The sequence below is a fragment of the Candidatus Poriferisodalis sp. genome, assembly GCF_965237655.1.
Lineage (GTDB): Bacteria > Actinomycetota > Acidimicrobiia > Acidimicrobiales > Poriferisodalaceae > Poriferisodalis.
In genome coordinates, this window is sequence record NZ_CBDEGB010000002.1 from 942598 (window position 1) to 958859 (window position 16262).

At 66.0% G+C, this 16262-nt stretch carries 8 protein-coding genes; 5 read left to right on the plus strand and 3 right to left on the minus strand.

What is annotated here, in order from left to right:
• Window positions 1–63: 63 nt before the first annotated feature.
• Entirely contained in the window at window positions 64–2163 is a 2100-nt protein-coding gene (locus ACPXYO_RS12510; RefSeq protein ID WP_423920931.1) for a hypothetical protein, read from the minus strand.
• The gene (locus ACPXYO_RS12515; protein ID WP_423920934.1) at window positions 2160–3488 is read right to left on the minus strand and encodes a hypothetical protein; all 1329 of its coding nucleotides are present in this window, start codon (window positions 3486–3488) and stop codon (window positions 2160–2162) included. The genes ACPXYO_RS12510 and ACPXYO_RS12515 overlap by 4 nt, the downstream gene beginning before the upstream one ends.
• A 1356-nt stretch (window positions 3489–4844) precedes the next feature.
• Here ACPXYO_RS12515 and ACPXYO_RS12520 point away from each other — a divergent pair.
• Entirely contained in the window at window positions 4845–6176 is a 1332-nt protein-coding gene (locus ACPXYO_RS12520; protein ID WP_423915956.1) for an IS1380 family transposase, read from the plus strand.
• Window positions 6177–6387: 211 nt separating this feature from the next.
• On the opposite strand, the gene ACPXYO_RS12525 is transcribed toward ACPXYO_RS12520, so the two are convergent.
• Complete coding sequence (locus tag ACPXYO_RS12525) at window positions 6388–7509, minus strand: hypothetical protein (RefSeq protein WP_423920937.1); 1122 nt, start codon at window positions 7507–7509, stop codon at window positions 6388–6390.
• A 535-nt stretch (window positions 7510–8044) separates the two neighbouring features.
• Here ACPXYO_RS12525 and ACPXYO_RS12530 point away from each other — a divergent pair.
• The 4 genes from ACPXYO_RS12530 (at window position 8045) to ACPXYO_RS12545 (ending at window position 16128) form a co-directional block, all read left to right on the plus strand.
• Complete coding sequence (locus ACPXYO_RS12530; protein ID WP_423915956.1) at window positions 8045–9376, plus strand: IS1380 family transposase; 1332 nt, start codon at window positions 8045–8047, stop codon at window positions 9374–9376.
• A gap of 238 nt (window positions 9377–9614) precedes the next feature.
• Window positions 9615–10325: a hypothetical protein gene (locus ACPXYO_RS12535; protein ID WP_423920939.1), complete on the plus strand. Its 711-nt coding sequence runs from the start codon at window positions 9615–9617 to the stop codon at window positions 10323–10325.
• Window positions 10326–10967: 642 nt separating this feature from the next.
• On the plus strand, window positions 10968–12833 hold the full coding sequence (locus ACPXYO_RS12540) for a cell wall-binding repeat-containing protein (RefSeq protein ID WP_423920942.1): 1866 nt from the start codon (window positions 10968–10970) through the stop codon (window positions 12831–12833).
• A gap of 22 nt (window positions 12834–12855) precedes the next feature.
• Complete coding sequence (locus ACPXYO_RS12545; protein WP_423920944.1) at window positions 12856–16128, plus strand: hypothetical protein; 3273 nt, start codon at window positions 12856–12858, stop codon at window positions 16126–16128.
• Window positions 16129–16262: the final 134 nt, after the last annotated feature.

Below are 16262 nucleotides of genomic sequence, written 5' to 3' on the forward strand. Positions count from 1 at the left end.
CGACTGCTGTTGGGCGCGACAGGGCAGGCGGTCAGGGACCGCCTGCCTCAGTCTGGGGGTCCGCTAGCTCTGTGGCGGGCTTCTGCCGTTGGGTGGCGTCGTTCGGCGTTGTTGTGGCTGGCGGCGGCGCTTGTTGCGTCGTCGGCGGTTGTTGCTGTTGGTCGGGTTGGCTGCCGGTGTTCGGAGGGCGTTAGCGGCGTGTCCGTTCGGCTGAACGTCGGCGGTGGCCTCTGCGGTTTCGGCGTGTTCAGGTTGGTCTGGGATCTCGATGTCTGTTTCGGTGGTGATGGTGCCGTTGGTGCTCGTCGTCTGTCCGTTGGGCTGGGTGTTTGTTGTGGCTTCGGCTGATTCGGCTTCGTCTGTGGTCGCGACGGTCGCCGGATCAGGTGCGCTGCCGTTGAGCTTCGCGTCTCGGTGGTCTTCGGCGGTTTGTTTCTTTGCGGCTTTGTCGCGCAGTTTTTGTTGTTTGAGTTCGAAGCGGCGGATTTCTTCGAGGTTGTGGATGACGGCGATGAGCGTGGTGTGGATGATCTCGGCGACGAACTTGAGGACTCGGCATTTCTCTTCGGCGAACCCTGCTTCGTCTTTGAATTGCGAGTTGCCGGTCTCGACGATCGCGCGCCTTCCGTAGTCGGCATTGCCTACGGGTGCGCCCCATGGTCTGTCTTGCAGCCGGACGGCTAGTTCTGCTGGCACGTTGAAGTACTTCTCGGGGTACACGACGTCCGCGGGGTGCTCGGTGGCTGCCGTGTTGGCGGTGTGGATGCTGTGCTCGGTGCCGATGCGTCCCGCCGCGAGGGGTGTTGCGTACTGGAAGCTGCCGTCGGGGAACCGCTGGTTGATGCTGCACCGGAAGTTCCTGGCGCGTTCGGCGTACCACTGGGCGAGTTCTTCGTCTGTGACTTCGGGGTCGTCGAGTTCGTCGTGTGTGCGGATCGCGGGCGGGGTGACGACCGAGGGTCCTGCCCAGCCGGGGTAGATGCCGCCGGCGTGGATGTAGTAGTCGTTGCCGTTTCGGCCGAGCTTGACGGTCTTGGGATTGGCGATCTCGGTCTTGGTGTAGTCCATCACGCCGTTGAGATAGCGCTCGTGCATCTGTTGGACGAAGCTGGGCTTGTTGGTGATGATCCGGTCGCCGATCACGTCCTTGAGGTTCGGCATGCGGCGCTGTGTCGCGGCGGCGACCGCGGCGGAGGGCGGCGACGGGTCTGTGCCGGCGGGGACCACTCGCGCGCCGGTGGCGACATGGGGCACGTCGTCCCCTGGCCGCCAGCGGTGGGGATCGGACTGCCAGTGGTCGGGATGGGGCTGCCAGCGCTCGGGATCGCCCTGGTACTGGAAGTCGTGCACTGCGACGCCCAAGATGACGTCGTGGCCGAAGAAGTACTTCCGTTTGTCCTTGGGGGTCGGGGTGCGGTATCCCCATCGGGCTGTGGGTGACTTGCTGCGGATCGGTCTGCCGTCGGGTCCCAGTTCGCCGGGCTTGGTGCCGCAGGGGTTCTTGCGGTCGTCCAGGTCGGGTTCAGCTAGTCCGAGTTCGTCGGCGCGCCGCTGTGCGTGGTCCAGGTACAGCTCGTCGTTGGTGGAGAACTCGGTGGCGTTCGCCCATTGGTGCTTGCAGGTGCCGTCGACCGCGATGGCGGTGATCCTCTCCCGCCACTCGGGCGGGATCGACGCCTGGACCATCGCGTCGGACCACCAGTACGCCAGCAGGTACATGCCGTGCTCGTCGAGCCATCCGTGCTCGCCGTAATAGGGATGAGCCGCCAGGTCCACCATGGCGTCCTCGAAGCGGGCGAGCAGCCGGGCGGTCGTCCCGTAGCTGGGGGGTTCCTCCCCGTCGCGTCCGGCGAGCTTCGCCGCGGCGGCGGTGATGTCGGTGCGCTTGTAGCTCTTGTGGTCCGCTGCGGCGAACAGCATCGCGACGTGGGCGTCTTCGAGGCTGAGCTGCGACTGCGGTCCGGGGTGATCGCACACCAGCGCCTCGAACATCTCAAGCACCTCGGCGTTCTTCAATACCTGCCGGTACTGGGCCTCCTGCACCTCTGGGGGCTGGTGGCGCTGGCGGTATCGGCTGGAATGGTCTTTGGGCAGCCCCGAAAGGTCCACCGTCCCATAGGGGATCGACGTGTCGTCGCTGCCGGGAGCGGGATGGGTGCTCATGGCCCCAGCGCCTGCTCGACGGCATCGGCGGGGTCGAGGCGGTCCGCGACATGCGGCAGCAGCCTGTCCATGGTGCCGTAGGACACGCTGCCTGCGATGACCGACAGCGCTGCGGGCGGTGTCCCCGCTTCGAGATGCGCAGCGAGAAACGTGTTACGTGCCTTGGTCAGCGACAGGCTCTCGTCGCCGACACGGATGCGCTGCACTGTTTGGTTCACGGCACCCGGTTTGTCGGAGGAGATGAACCGCGATTGGTCTTCCATCGCGACAAGTTCTGCGACGAGCGGGAGATAGCCGCGACGTATCGGCACACGGCGCGGCTGGTCTCCCCGCACATGTATCTCCCAGCGTCCGTCGGGACGCGCGACGAGATCGTCGTATTCGGTGGCTGCGATTTCCGGTCCGTCGAGTCCCGCGCCGGGTGCTGCGATGATGACCCAGATTCGTGCCCGACGGTCTCGGCGCGGCAGCATCGCTGCACGCCGGAACTGCTGCTCTGCCTTCGCGTCGTAGGGGGCGGCGACACCGCGTCGCGGTATCGGCTTCGGTTGTCGCGGCCATGCCGCTGGGTTGACGGTGGGTCCGAGCCTTCGCAGCACGCCCCGTGCTCGGTTCTGCCAGTCGTCGCCCTGGTCGGCGTTGACGTGCATCACCCATGTCTCGATGTTGTTCGGGGTGCACATCGCCACCGGGTCGCTGTGACGGTCATAGCGCGCCCACAACGCGAAGCCCAACAGAACTGCCATCGCTCTTCGTGTTTGGTGCACGTTGACGGGTTCGCTAGCCAGCACCCGCTCGCGCACCTCGGGCAGCACCTTGTCGAGATTGCGCTGGCTGCCGTGACGCCACCGCTGAGGCCGCCATGCGGCCACCGCATCAGCGATCTCGGCGGGGTCGTCAGGTGCGCGGTCCGGCTTCGGCGGCGGACTCAGGAAGTCGCTCAGTTCGCTGTCGTCGTCGAGCAGCGGCACCGGCGCTCCAAGCCGGACTGCCGACTTGATGATGTGCCGCGCCGACGAGTTTCGGTGGCGGATGTCGTCGGGGCTTCGGTCGCCCAGCACCTCGCCGTACCGGTCGCGCCTCGGCTCCGCCGCCCACTCCAGGACCGGCTCCAGCATGAGGTCGGACCAGTGCCGGATGCCATGCCGCCTCAGATAGGCGAACAGCGACTCGCGGACCGACGCGACGCGATGCGCCGAGGTTTCCGACAGTCCGCTCCTCGCCATGATGTCCTCGCGGATCGCCGCGGACCAGTGCGACATCGGCGCATCGGCAGGCGGCAGCGGGCGCATCACTGCGCCGGCGCAGGCATTCGAGGGGAACACCAGCGCGAGTTGAGACCTGTCAGCGTCGCCTCGAACCGCCGAATCGCGGTGCCTGCCGACGACCGGATCTCGCGTCTGACCATCGACCGGTCGAAAATCAAGGGAGTTCCCGGCGACCGAATCAGATGTCGAAAGAGTGTTGCTACTGTCCATGGTTCTGGCGGCCGGCCGCAGTGAGATGTTGTTGTCAGGTCCACTGCGGCCGGCCCGTCTATTACCTCGTGACGGGAATGTAATAAGGCCGACTTCCCGGTGACCACATTTGAGGACGTCCCATGGCCTTTGGCGTCTTCGGTTGATTCAAAGGACCCTGTGAAGCAATCCAGTGCCAGTGAAGGCACGTCGAGCACATTGCCGAGAATCCGTCCGTTCCTTGATGGAACACTCGAAAAATCAAGGAGGATCGGCCTGGCTCCGGTCACAGCCGGCTGCGCGAGTGCTTCGGTCTCCGTCAATTGGCGGATGGACAGGTCCCGCGAGCCGGAGAAGACGATGGCGGGCTGTGTCATTCTGTCGAGGATTGCCTTGTGTCGAATCGGTGCTGTCGAGCTGCACACGAATTGCGTCAATCGGTCAATTGACGTATGCCGAATCAGACCCGAGAAGAGGACTGGGTGTCCTGCTCCTCCTACCGGCCACTACCCGGCGATCAAAAAAGAATGCGGTTCGGCCGTCGACCGAGCCACTAAGGCAGCAACGGGGCTAATTCGAGAGAGATTTCAACCGGACAACAAGCCGACTACGGGGGACAATTACCCGGTCAGGCGTGCGCGTAGACGCGCTGTCCGAACTTGCGGACCCGCAACAAATGACTATGCCACGCAAACAATAGGAACGCCGAGAAGAGAGCGCGAAACACCCCTTCGAAACGCAGCAAAAAGAAGACGAGAATTCGTGGGTTCGCCCGAGACGGCCGCTGCGCTCATCGAGCGCAGCGCGGCGAAGACAGGTGCGGGCATCCCCATAGACGTGAGCAACACTCGCTGACGACCGACCCGCCCGACACGGCCCCTCGGCCATCGGCCGAGAACCGAAGCCCCGGGCACGCAAGCATCGCGCCGCAACGCCCACCACGGCGGCCGGCGACCCGGCTCCCCGCCGTGTCCCGCTCGCCGGTCCCGCTGTCATGGCCGTGCACTCTGGCGTCAACTGAGAACGGCGTCAAGTCGACGCGGCCCGCCCGCATCACGCGCACACAACCTCACGCGAACCGACAGTTAGCCCTGATTTTTCATGAGTCTGGTGGGCTTGGGTGTGTGAGTCCGCGGAAAAGCCCCTCTGATCTGCGACGATGCGTGTTGTCGAGGCACGCGGTCGGCAGTTCAGGGGGGCATCTCCGAGGTGAAACTTAGCAGTGTGACAAACGCGCGTCTGGCAGGCGGCGGGGATCGGGTGGTGTGGGGTGCGGGGCTGTTCGCTTTGGGCGGTTTCGCGGACCGGGTCGGGCTGACCGAGGCGCTGTCGGCGGCGGTGCCGCGCCGCGGCGAGCGCGCCCCGGTCCATGACCGGGGCCGGCTGTTGACGCATTTGCTGTTGGTGCTCGCCGGCGGCGGTGAGGCGTGCACAGATATCGAGCATCTGCGGTCTCAGCGGGAGCTGTTCGGGGCGGTGGGGTCGGACTCGACGCTGTATCGGGCGCTGCGGGGCATCGACGCCTCGGCGCTGGGCGGGCTGTGGGCAGCCGCGGCCGAGGCGCGTGAGCGAGTGTGGTCCCAGCGCCGCGGTTCGGGTCCGTTGGTGGTCGACATCGACTCGACGCTGGTGGAGGTCCACTCGCCCAACAAGGCGGGTGCGGCGCCGCATTTCAAGGGCGGGTACGGGTTCCACCCGATGATCTGCTCGACCGCGGACGGGGAGCCGTTGTGGGCGAAGCTGCGCCCGGGCAACGCGGCCGCGAACAGCATCGCCGATCACGTCGAGGTGCTCGACGCTGCGATATCGGTGCTGCCCGACGCTGACGCGGCAGGCCATCGGGCAGGCGACGATCTGGCGCTCGCAGGACGCGAGATGGTGCTGCGCTTGGACTCAGGAGGCTGTTCGGCGCGTATCGCCGCGGCGTGCAGGGACCGCAACGTGACGTTTTTCATGTCCGCCCGGGCCACAGCAGGCATCGACGCCGCGATCGCTGCGGCCCGCTGCGACCCAGGGCGGTGGACGCCGGGGGTGCCGAACCCCAAACAGCGGCATCCCAAAGCGCACGTCGCCGAGCTCACCGACCTGGTGGACCTGTCGGGCTGGCCAGCGCGGACACGGCTGATCATCCGACGCGAGCCCTTGCATCCGGGCGCGCAGCGCAGCCTGTTCGCGTCCGAGAACTTCCGCTACTGGGGATTCCTCACCGACGCTGCGGGCAGCCCCGCCCGGCTCGACCGTCTCATGCGCAAGCACGCCGACGTCGAGGACGCCATAGCCCGCCTCAAAGACAGCGGACTGGCCCGCATGCCCTTCACAGCCTGGGACGCCAACTGTGCATGGGCAGCGCTGTGCATGATCAGCGCCGCGCTCGTGCACTGGTTCCAGACACAGCGCCTTGCCGGACCGCTCAAACGCGCGGCACCCAAACGGCTCCGCTGGCAGCTGTGGCACCTGCCCGCGCTCGTATGCGAAACCGGCCGACGCACCTGGCTGCGGCTCCCCACCGCACACCCCGGCACCCGAAGCCTGCTCGCCGCCCAGCACCCCAACTGAGCACCCCGCACCCCCAGCCGCCAACAGCGCCGCTCACGCGGCGGCCGACCCGTCGCGCCCACACACCCATGTCAGGGTCCAACACCGGCCCTGCGACCACCCCAGCGGCACCAAACAACACCCACCGGGTCCCGTCAAGCCGACAAACCCGCCCGACACACCAAAACACAACCCATAAACCCTGAACAGGCATTCTCGTGAATAATCAGGGTTAGCTGCGTGGCAGAAGTCCGCCGGTGGAATGCCACAAGGCGTGGCTGATGACAGAGCGGGCGTCGTTCGCGTTGACTTTGCGTCCGACGCTCATCCCGTAGGCGGTTGCACCGGTCCACACGTGCGGAGGCGAAATGTCGACATATTGGATCGGGACAGTCACACGAGTCGGTGCCACCGCTTCCTGCCTAGCACTGCCCTTTTGCAGACGTCGGTTTCTGACGCGTCGTCGCACGTGTCGGCCAAAAGCGTCGAGCAGCACGAATCGGACTACGAGCAGTGCGATCATGATGAACGGCACTGCAAGCGAGGTGAGCAGTGCCGAAACATCGACCGAACCGACGGCCAGCGCCGTGATGATGTTCACGGCGACGAACGGGATGGTGTACTTGGCGACCCAGTGCATCGCTGCCACGACCGGGTTCGGGTTCCTGCGCATCAGCCAGCGACGCAATGCCCCGGGGCGCCAGGCAGTCGCAGCGTCGCGCACTGACCGATGTGTAGCTGGCGGGATGATAAGCACTTCGATGGCGTCGTCGGGAATATCGGTTAGCTGAACTGTTCCGCTGCGGCGATTGCCTCGGGGCGCAGCGGCAATCACCTCGAATTCCAGCCAACTGCGATGTCGTCCCGTTGGCTCACGAACGAGACTGCCTCGCGTTCGAACCGTCACACAGCACGCTGCGTTGTCGGAGTCGGGATCACCTAGGTCGCGGATCGCGACTGTCCGATAGAAGCTGAGAACTCCGCGACGCATCGACCGATCGAACACAGAGGAGTGTTCGCCCTTGTCGAGCATGACTCGCAGGCGGTCGCGCGGACGCACATCGCGGAAGTCGATCACGCTGCTGTCATGCACCCCGGCGACCTCAACGGCTGCAAAGGCGTGTTTGCGTGTCTTAGGGCGAACAGTGAAGAACCCCGTAAACGCCACCACAGCACGCACTAGGGCGTTTCGGGACCCTGCGAACTGCAACGGCACGCAGCCATGCTCCGCGTACAGGTCGGCGTCAAGACCGCCGACCGCGACGACACGTCGCGCAGCCCTCCACTCCCGGAACACAGCGAACAGCATCTGCACCGTCGCGACCGTTCCGGCAATCGTTATCAGCTCATTCATTGGTGAAGCCTCCGGGCCATCGAGCGTCCGATCCGAAACGGGCGCTGCTTCGGCCAGCCTTGCAAGGGGATGTGACAGGGAATGCGAACGCGAGGCCCCGATCGGGTGGATCGCCGTATCAGGTCGAATTCGTTGTTTCTGCCGCGTGTGCTGCGCGTTCGGGGCGCTCGGCGGCTACCGTTTCGTTCGTCTCGAACACCCCCGTCTTCGACGGGGCAAACAGCCGAAGTTTCAGAGGGTCCCTCACGGGTCCCTTCGGATCGGCTGTTGCGTCGGTGTTCGAGACAACCTCCACCCTCTGACCGAAGGGACCCACCCGTGAACCAGAACATCCACGCTGAGACGCGCACGCACCGACCCAGCCGCACGAGAACGACGAAGAGACTCGGCACAGCACTAGCCCTGATTTTTCATGAGTCTGGTGGGCTTGGGTGTGTGAGTCCGCGGAAAAGCCCCTCTGATCTGCGACGATGCGTGTTGTCGAGGCACGCGGTCGGCAGTTCAGGGGGGCATCTCCGAGGTGAAACTTAGCAGTGTGACAAACGCGCGTCTGGCAGGCGGCGGGGATCGGGTGGTGTGGGGTGCGGGGCTGTTCGCTTTGGGCGGTTTCGCGGACCGGGTCGGGCTGACCGAGGCGCTGTCGGCGGCGGTGCCGCGCCGCGGCGAGCGCGCCCCGGTCCATGACCGGGGCCGGCTGTTGACGCATTTGCTGTTGGTGCTCGCCGGCGGCGGTGAGGCGTGCACAGATATCGAGCATCTGCGGTCTCAGCGGGAGCTGTTCGGGGCGGTGGGGTCGGACTCGACGCTGTATCGGGCGCTGCGGGGCATCGACGCCTCGGCGCTGGGCGGGCTGTGGGCAGCCGCGGCCGAGGCGCGTGAGCGAGTGTGGTCCCAGCGCCGCGGTTCGGGTCCGTTGGTGGTCGACATCGACTCGACGCTGGTGGAGGTCCACTCGCCCAACAAGGCGGGTGCGGCGCCGCATTTCAAGGGCGGGTACGGGTTCCACCCGATGATCTGCTCGACCGCGGACGGGGAGCCGTTGTGGGCGAAGCTGCGCCCGGGCAACGCGGCCGCGAACAGCATCGCCGATCACGTCGAGGTGCTCGACGCTGCGATATCGGTGCTGCCCGACGCTGACGCGGCAGGCCATCGGGCAGGCGACGATCTGGCGCTCGCAGGACGCGAGATGGTGCTGCGCTTGGACTCAGGAGGCTGTTCGGCGCGTATCGCCGCGGCGTGCAGGGACCGCAACGTGACGTTTTTCATGTCCGCCCGGGCCACAGCAGGCATCGACGCCGCGATCGCTGCGGCCCGCTGCGACCCAGGGCGGTGGACGCCGGGGGTGCCGAACCCCAAACAGCGGCATCCCAAAGCGCACGTCGCCGAGCTCACCGACCTGGTGGACCTGTCGGGCTGGCCAGCGCGGACACGGCTGATCATCCGACGCGAGCCCTTGCATCCGGGCGCGCAGCGCAGCCTGTTCGCGTCCGAGAACTTCCGCTACTGGGGATTCCTCACCGACGCTGCGGGCAGCCCCGCCCGGCTCGACCGTCTCATGCGCAAGCACGCCGACGTCGAGGACGCCATAGCCCGCCTCAAAGACAGCGGACTGGCCCGCATGCCCTTCACAGCCTGGGACGCCAACTGTGCATGGGCAGCGCTGTGCATGATCAGCGCCGCGCTCGTGCACTGGTTCCAGACACAGCGCCTTGCCGGACCGCTCAAACGCGCGGCACCCAAACGGCTCCGCTGGCAGCTGTGGCACCTGCCCGCGCTCGTATGCGAAACCGGCCGACGCACCTGGCTGCGGCTCCCCACCGCACACCCCGGCACCCGAAGCCTGCTCGCCGCCCAGCACCCCAACTGAGCACCCCGCACCCCCAGCCGCCAACAGCGCCGCTCACGCGGCGGCCGACCCGTCGCGCCCACACACCCATGTCAGGGTCCAACACCGGCCCTGCGACCACCCCAGCGGCACCAAACAACACCCACCGGGTCCCGTCAAGCCGACAAACCCGCCCGACACACCAAAACACAACCCATAAACCCTGAACAGGCATTCTCGTGAATAATCAGGGCTAGTCGCCATAGTGCTGGTTCTCACGTTGTCCGCATCGTCTGCGTCGTCGGCCACGGCGTACAAGCCGGTGGTGATCGCCAACGGCTGGTCGCCTTCTGATGTCGGGACTGCTGCGCCTCTCGCTGCAAGCCTGGGCGGCAGCGTCCTCTATGCGAACACGGCCAGCCTCGGCGACCCGACCGTCGATGCCCTCAAGCAGCTCAAGCCCTCAGAGATCATCCTCGTCGGCGGCACCGCAGCACTCACCGCAGACATCGTGACCGAGCTGGGCGAAGTCGTGCCTGATGTCCCGGTGACTCGCCTCGCCGGGGACGACCGGATTCACACCGCGGCGCTGGCTGCATTGCACACCTTGGGATCGGCGGTGCCTGTGGTCACAGACACCGGGGCACAAAGCGAGGCATCCACGGGGCCGGGCAATGCGCAGGACTATCAGAACGGCTACAGCGAAGCGCGGTTCCGGGTCGGCACGGACCTGCTGCCCGGCGTGTGGCAGTTCACCAGCCGCAGCGGCGGGATCTTCACCTACGGATCGTATTGCAGGCACAGCTACGCCGAGGCCGGTTCGAATGCAGCGCAGCACTATGTGACGGTGAACGACCAGCCGACAAGAGGGGACGAGGAGAGACTCAGCAGCGTCTCCCGCACCTTCCGATTCGGGCTCGTTGAAGGCGACGTCGTGACTCTGCAAGCCGCAGCCGGCGATATCTGCCAGATCGAGCGCGTCAGCGACTGACGCGCTCGATACCGGCGGCTTATTGGTGCCGTTCGGCAGCAAGGGTTTCGGGCAATGGCGCCGCGTTGATTTCGTTGCCGTCGAGTATGTGCCACGCACGATTTGGCTGAGTCTCCATCGTGCAATTGGTCCGGCACTGATCCGATATTGAATGGATTCATCGCCGGCGGGCCGGTTCTTGCCGCCTCTCAGTTCTCAATGCGCGCCGCAAGCGAGTCTGGCAGGGTGAGCAGGCCGAAGAGCAGAACGACCGGATCTGCGGGCGATTCGGTCGTATATGTGCGAACAGTCCGCGAAATCACTGCAAGTCAACGGGAATCTTCTGTCAAGGAGGTTCCCGGCATGCCCTTTAAGCGCCGATTTCGGCATTAGAAGTAATGTTGCGCAATTGATTGCCGGGAATGCCTTCCGGTGAATGCGACCGATGGCCGCACTTGTTGCCGGTCGGGTATTTGAGTATCTCTGCATACTCATCGCAATCAATGACAGCCGCAATCGGCGGCCGACATGGAGAGAAAGAAGCAGCAAATGATTTTCCGAAACCCACCTTCCAGCGGAACCGCATCACCGAGCGGCGTGTCGAACAGGCGCGCCCTGTTCGGCCGAGGTTCATACACGGCGACAGCAGTCTTCGCTTTGCTGATGGCCGCTGCGACGCTGACGATTCCGCTGACAGCAGCACCGGCCGAAGCGCAGCCTGGCAGCGCCAGCCCTCCGAACGGGCTTGGAGCAGTCGAAATACTGCGTTACGGCGGCGCTGACCGGTACGCGACGTCGCTGCTCGTGGCCGAGGCGTTCGCAGCCCACGCCGGCGGTTCATTGGACACAGTGGTCCTGGCGTCGGGACGGCATTGGACTGATGCTGTGGTCGCGGCGTCGCTCGCTGGCGACCTCGGCGCCCCGGTGCTGATGACTCCTCCGGATGAACTGCGCTCCGATGCTGCTGATTTCTTGGATCGCGTGGGGGCGTCCCGAGCGGTCATCGTGAGCACCGCCCCGTTCAGGCAGCCGTCGCATGTTTCTGAGGCTGTCAGCGACAGCCTCGCCGCAGCGGGGCTGGCAGTGGAGCGTGTGTCAGGCAACAACCAGTACCGCACCGGCGTGGCTGTGGCGCGAAGCCTCAGCGACGTCGGGGAGATCGCCGGATTCGGGCGCACAGCGATCGTCGCATCAGGCGAGGTGTTCGCTGATGCTCTTGTCGCCGGTCCGCTCGCAGCACACGGCCCTCATCCGGTGCTGCTGACGCCCAAGGCCGTGTTGCATGTCGATGTCGCCGCGTATCTGGAGTCGGCGGACATCGACCATGTGATCTTGATGGGCGGTCTCGCCGCGCTGTCGCCGGCGGTCGAGTCCTCGATACGCAGCATCGGGATCAGTGTCGCTCGCATGGCCGGGGCGACACGTTTCGAGACAGCCGCCGAGTTCGGCAATTACGCCGCCGACCGTTCGGCCTCGGGCTGCTTCAGCGGCGATCAGGTCGGGCTGGCTCGGGCCTATGTGCCGTTCGACTCGTTCAGCGCCGCACCATTGCTCGCTCAGCGCTGCGCTGCTGCGGTGCTCACCGAGCCGACACACATCCCGTCGGCGACTGTCGAGTTCATCGACGCCGCCCGCAGCGACAGCCGACCGGTGACGCTCAGCGTGTTCGGCGGCGGCGCCGCAGTGGCCCAAGCGACACTGGACGGCTATCTGGCCGCGAACCCTGTTGCCGGGGCGAAGCACTACAAGAACCGTTCTGAGCGCAGCATGCTGCCCGCGGAAGACAAGTACTTCATCGACCACGGCGAGGTTGCAGCGCTGTTCCCCGAATGCGGGCCGCCGCCCGAATATCACCCCAACACGATCGCCCTCAATAACTCCCAGATGGCGCTCTATGGCGGGTTCGACCGCGAGGTGACACCGGGAGCGTTCGGCTCGACGACCATCGATTTCACGACGGGCTGGTGGACCGACGAGACGTTGTACGAGGTCTACAAGAACACCTATCCCGAGATCGACGTCGCCTGGGCGAAACAGCACGTCACGATGTGGAATTTCGGGCAGATCGGATTCGGGTGGAGGCCCCATCTCCAAGGCCCCGACTGGATGAAAGTCCCCTCGGCTGGGAACCCGGTCTGGCGGGGCCTGTATGACCGCATCGCGATGGACGGGTTCGTGTCCGATGCGATCACGGGCGCAGAGGGCTTCGCCGACCACTACGGCATCCGCAACCCTCGCCGTGTCGACCCGAACGACGCTCTATGGATCGACCAGGGCGGCCGGCTTCTGTGGGACTGGATGGGGTTCATGATCCAGTTCCCGCCTGTTGACCGCGAACCGGCTGTGTGGGGGATGCACACGCTGCTGACCACGCGCCACCCCAAGTGCGTCGCTCAGCGAATGCTGGCCATGTGCGACGACCCGCTCACGACGGGCCTGTCGCCGCATCTTCGCCACGACCAGCACGCATCCCCCTTGGGGTGGGCGCTGCGGAACCTGATCTGCGGACAGCGCCCGATCACCACATGAGCACACGACCCGGAGGTACCTGATGCACACATCGCCAAGCGTCGATGACGCACACCTCCGGGTCCGCTCAGACAACCAGCACAGCCGCGTCGCAACAGTGCTGGGGCGGTTGCTCACAGTCGCTGCGCTGTCTGTTGTGGTTTGGGGTGCGTCAGAGGCACTCTCACCCGAACCGGCGGCGGCCCACGACTGCACTGCGACCTACGGACCGAACGGGTTCAGCTACCCCGGGGACAACAACGGCCACGGGCACTTCTGCGGGGTGAGACGACCGGACCCGGTTACAGACCCTGATCCCGTCACAGACCCTGATCCCGTCACAGACCCCGATCCCGTCACAGACCCCGATCCCGTCACAGACCCCGATCCGGAGAGCTTGACCCCTGTGGAGCGCCCGGTGGGGGGACAGCACAGCAGTCCCCACAGCTACTCGCATCCGGATCACTCAAATCGCAGCCACTGCCCGGACGGCGATCACTACTACCACGGCCTGTACTCGTACGAACAAGGCTGCGACATCGTGACAGACCCCGATCCGGAGAGCTTGACCCCTGTGGAGCGCCCGGTGGGGGGACAGCACAGCAGTCCGCACAGCTACTCGCATCCGGATCACCCGGATCGCAGCCACTGCCCAGACGGCGATCACTACTACCACGGCCTGTACTCATACGAACAAGGCTGCGACATCGAGACAGATCCCGCTGATCCCGCTGATCCCGTTCAGAATCAGGGCTGCGGCGGCGGCGAGCACGAGCACACCTACAACAATCTCAACGGCTGGTGCCACCTCGATCACACCGCAGCGAACGGCGACTGCCGAACGCATCGTGCTGACGGCACACACCTGAACAGCCCGTGCCAGACGCAGGAAGGAACACTGTCGTGTCTGAGCGGTCTGCATGCTCACATCTACAGCGATCCCAACGGCTGGTGCCACGGCGACCACATCGCAGAGAACGGCGACTGCCGTGCTCATCGCCCTGACGGCACGCACCGGGCAGGAACCTGCCCCGGCGACGGCATCAACACCGACGTCGATCAAGGCGACGGCATCGAAGACGTCGGTCACAGCCCTGGGGAGTTCGCGTCGGGCAACTGCGGCGGCGGGCACAAGCCGGAACTGCACCTCATCACAGGGATCACGACCTGTGTGCCGCTGGACCCCGAAGCCGATCTGATGGGCCGTGTGCAGTGCTTGATTCGCGACACCGAGGACTCCACGAACCTGCACACCACCACCTATTTGGCTGACGACCCGCCGGGCTGCCCGCCGGATTTCGACTTTGACGACGTGTGGCAGGACCGCTGCACGAGCGCAACCGACACCGATCTGGGCACCTGGGACCCCGCTTTGAACAACGGCGCAGGCGGATGCACCGGGGACGTCAACGCGGACGGCGAGCACGGACGGCCCTGCTTCGACGGCACATCATGGGTCGTGGTCTATGTGGACACAGTGGGCTGCGGCGCATCGCAGTGCCCTGTGCCGGGCGAGCCGGGCAACTTCATCGCCGGCACCAACGGGCAGAACTGTGAGAGCACCACAGGCGGCACCACCGTGGACGCCGTGCTGTGCTGGGACGGCATCTACCGCCCGCCCGGATCGTGTCCCGTGCGGCCGCCGTCACAACCGACTCCGACGACGCCGCAGCAGCCACGCGTAGGCAGCCTGGAAGCCTGCCGGTCCAGCACCGCCGTGCGACTGGCATGGTCCGCTGTCACTGTTGCCAATGCGCAAACCGGCAATGCGCTCGGCGGCTGGCAGGTCCAGTCAGGGATACAGGGCTCATCGGCGACAACCACTGTCGATATCGCCGCAGCGGATCGTTCCTATGAGCGTTCGCTGTCCACTTCGAATGCGTGGACGATCACGATAACCCCAGTGCTCTCGTCTGGGACCGTCGGCCAGAACTCTGCCTCGATCAATATTCCGACAGGCAACCCGGTTTGGGGCCAGTGCACGGTGCTGGCGCTGCCGACCCCGACTGTGACAGCGTGCCGTTCCACCACGGGCGTCGAAGTCGAGTGGACAGTGCCGTCGGGCAGGTGGGCGACAGGTTCGGGTTGGGCCTTGGACGCCCATGTGTGGCACGGCCAGGGCGGCTATGGAAGCCCGCTGTTCGCGTACAGCACCCTCAACGGCAACCTGATCGGGTGGGGCGACGGTTCGATCACGCTGGCGGTCCCGGCTGGCACCGAGGTGATGGTCACTGTGATCGCCTACGACGACGGTCCCCCGAACCGGCACGGCACCGCCGCCCAGGACGACGCCCAAGCACAGCCGGAGCCTGGCTGCGGCGTGCCGCCCACGCCCGCTGCCCCCGCCACGCTCGCTGACCCGGCGCCGAGGCTGACCTGCGGGCCGGCGACCTTCGACGGGAATTTCCCCGACTGGGCCGACAGCGCCGCGGCGAACTGGGAGCGCGAGTCCGAGTACGAGGTCGAGTACGAGGATTCCTCGTCGGTGTGGCAGACGCTCGCGCTGACCGAGAACTCCCGCGGCAGCTACGAGTTCAGCGGCCCGACCGATCCGGGCAACCCGGTGGACATCCGTGTGCGCGCCCGCTGTCGTCAGCGCCAGCGAGCGGGCGGCGTCTGGTCGGCGTGGTCGGGCTGGAGCGCTTGGAGCACCCAGTATGCCCACAGCACCCCGAGGTGCCCGGCGATTGCGCCTCCGATCCCGACGCCGCCGACCGCCGCGGCCCCGACGAATCTCGCCGTGGACTGCACCGCTGCCAACGGCATCTTCACAGCGCAGGCAACCTGGGATGCGCCGTCGAACACGAGCACCATGCAGTACCGGCACACGATCTCGTGGTCGGTGAACGCAAGCGGGACGACCACGACGCACACCGCCGGTCCGCAGTCGGGCCGCAGCGCGTCCATCAGCAGCGTCCACCAGACCATCGGAGTAGGCGACGTCACCACCGTGTCAGTCACCACCGAGGCCCGAGCACGGGCATACGCCAACGGCCGCTACTCGGCGTGGTCGGCATTCGGCGCAGCCTCCGCTGCGGCCTCCGCAACCGACAGCACCGGCTGCCCGACGCCGGTAGTGCATCAGCCGTGCACCGGCAGCCCGTCGCTGCTCGCAGCGGTGTACCCGGCGGGGCACCCCGAGCCGTACACCGACGCGAACCGCAACGGCGTATGGGACCCCGGCGAGGTATTCATCGACCTCGACGGCGACCTCACATGGACCGCCGACGTCGGCGGCGTGCCGACAGGGGACTGCTGGCCGCCCGGCCACATCTGCCTGCAGCCCGGTGAGGTCTGCCTGGCGATGGGAAGCTGAGCAGGATGGGCATCGAGGCGTGCGGAGCGCCGAAGCCAGGCACATCTGATCGCGATGAGGTGAACCCTGCCTGCTGAGAGGGAGTTGATTGGTAACGGTTGTCATGACGTGGCGCGAGGGAGACACGACGAGCA

Coding starts and splice junctions, on each gene's coding strand:
- ACPXYO_RS12510 (WP_423920931.1), bottom strand. CDS start 2,163: ATGAGCACCCATCCCGCTCCCGGCAGCGACGACACGTCGATCCCCTAT.
- ACPXYO_RS12525 (WP_423920937.1), bottom strand. CDS start 7,509: ATGAATGAGCTGATAACGATTGCCGGAACGGTCGCGACGGTGCAGATG.
- ACPXYO_RS12540 (WP_423920942.1), top strand. CDS start 10,968: ATGGCCGCTGCGACGCTGACGATTCCGCTGACAGCAGCACCGGCCGAA.
- ACPXYO_RS12545 (WP_423920944.1), top strand. CDS start 12,856: ATGCACACATCGCCAAGCGTCGATGACGCACACCTCCGGGTCCGCTCA.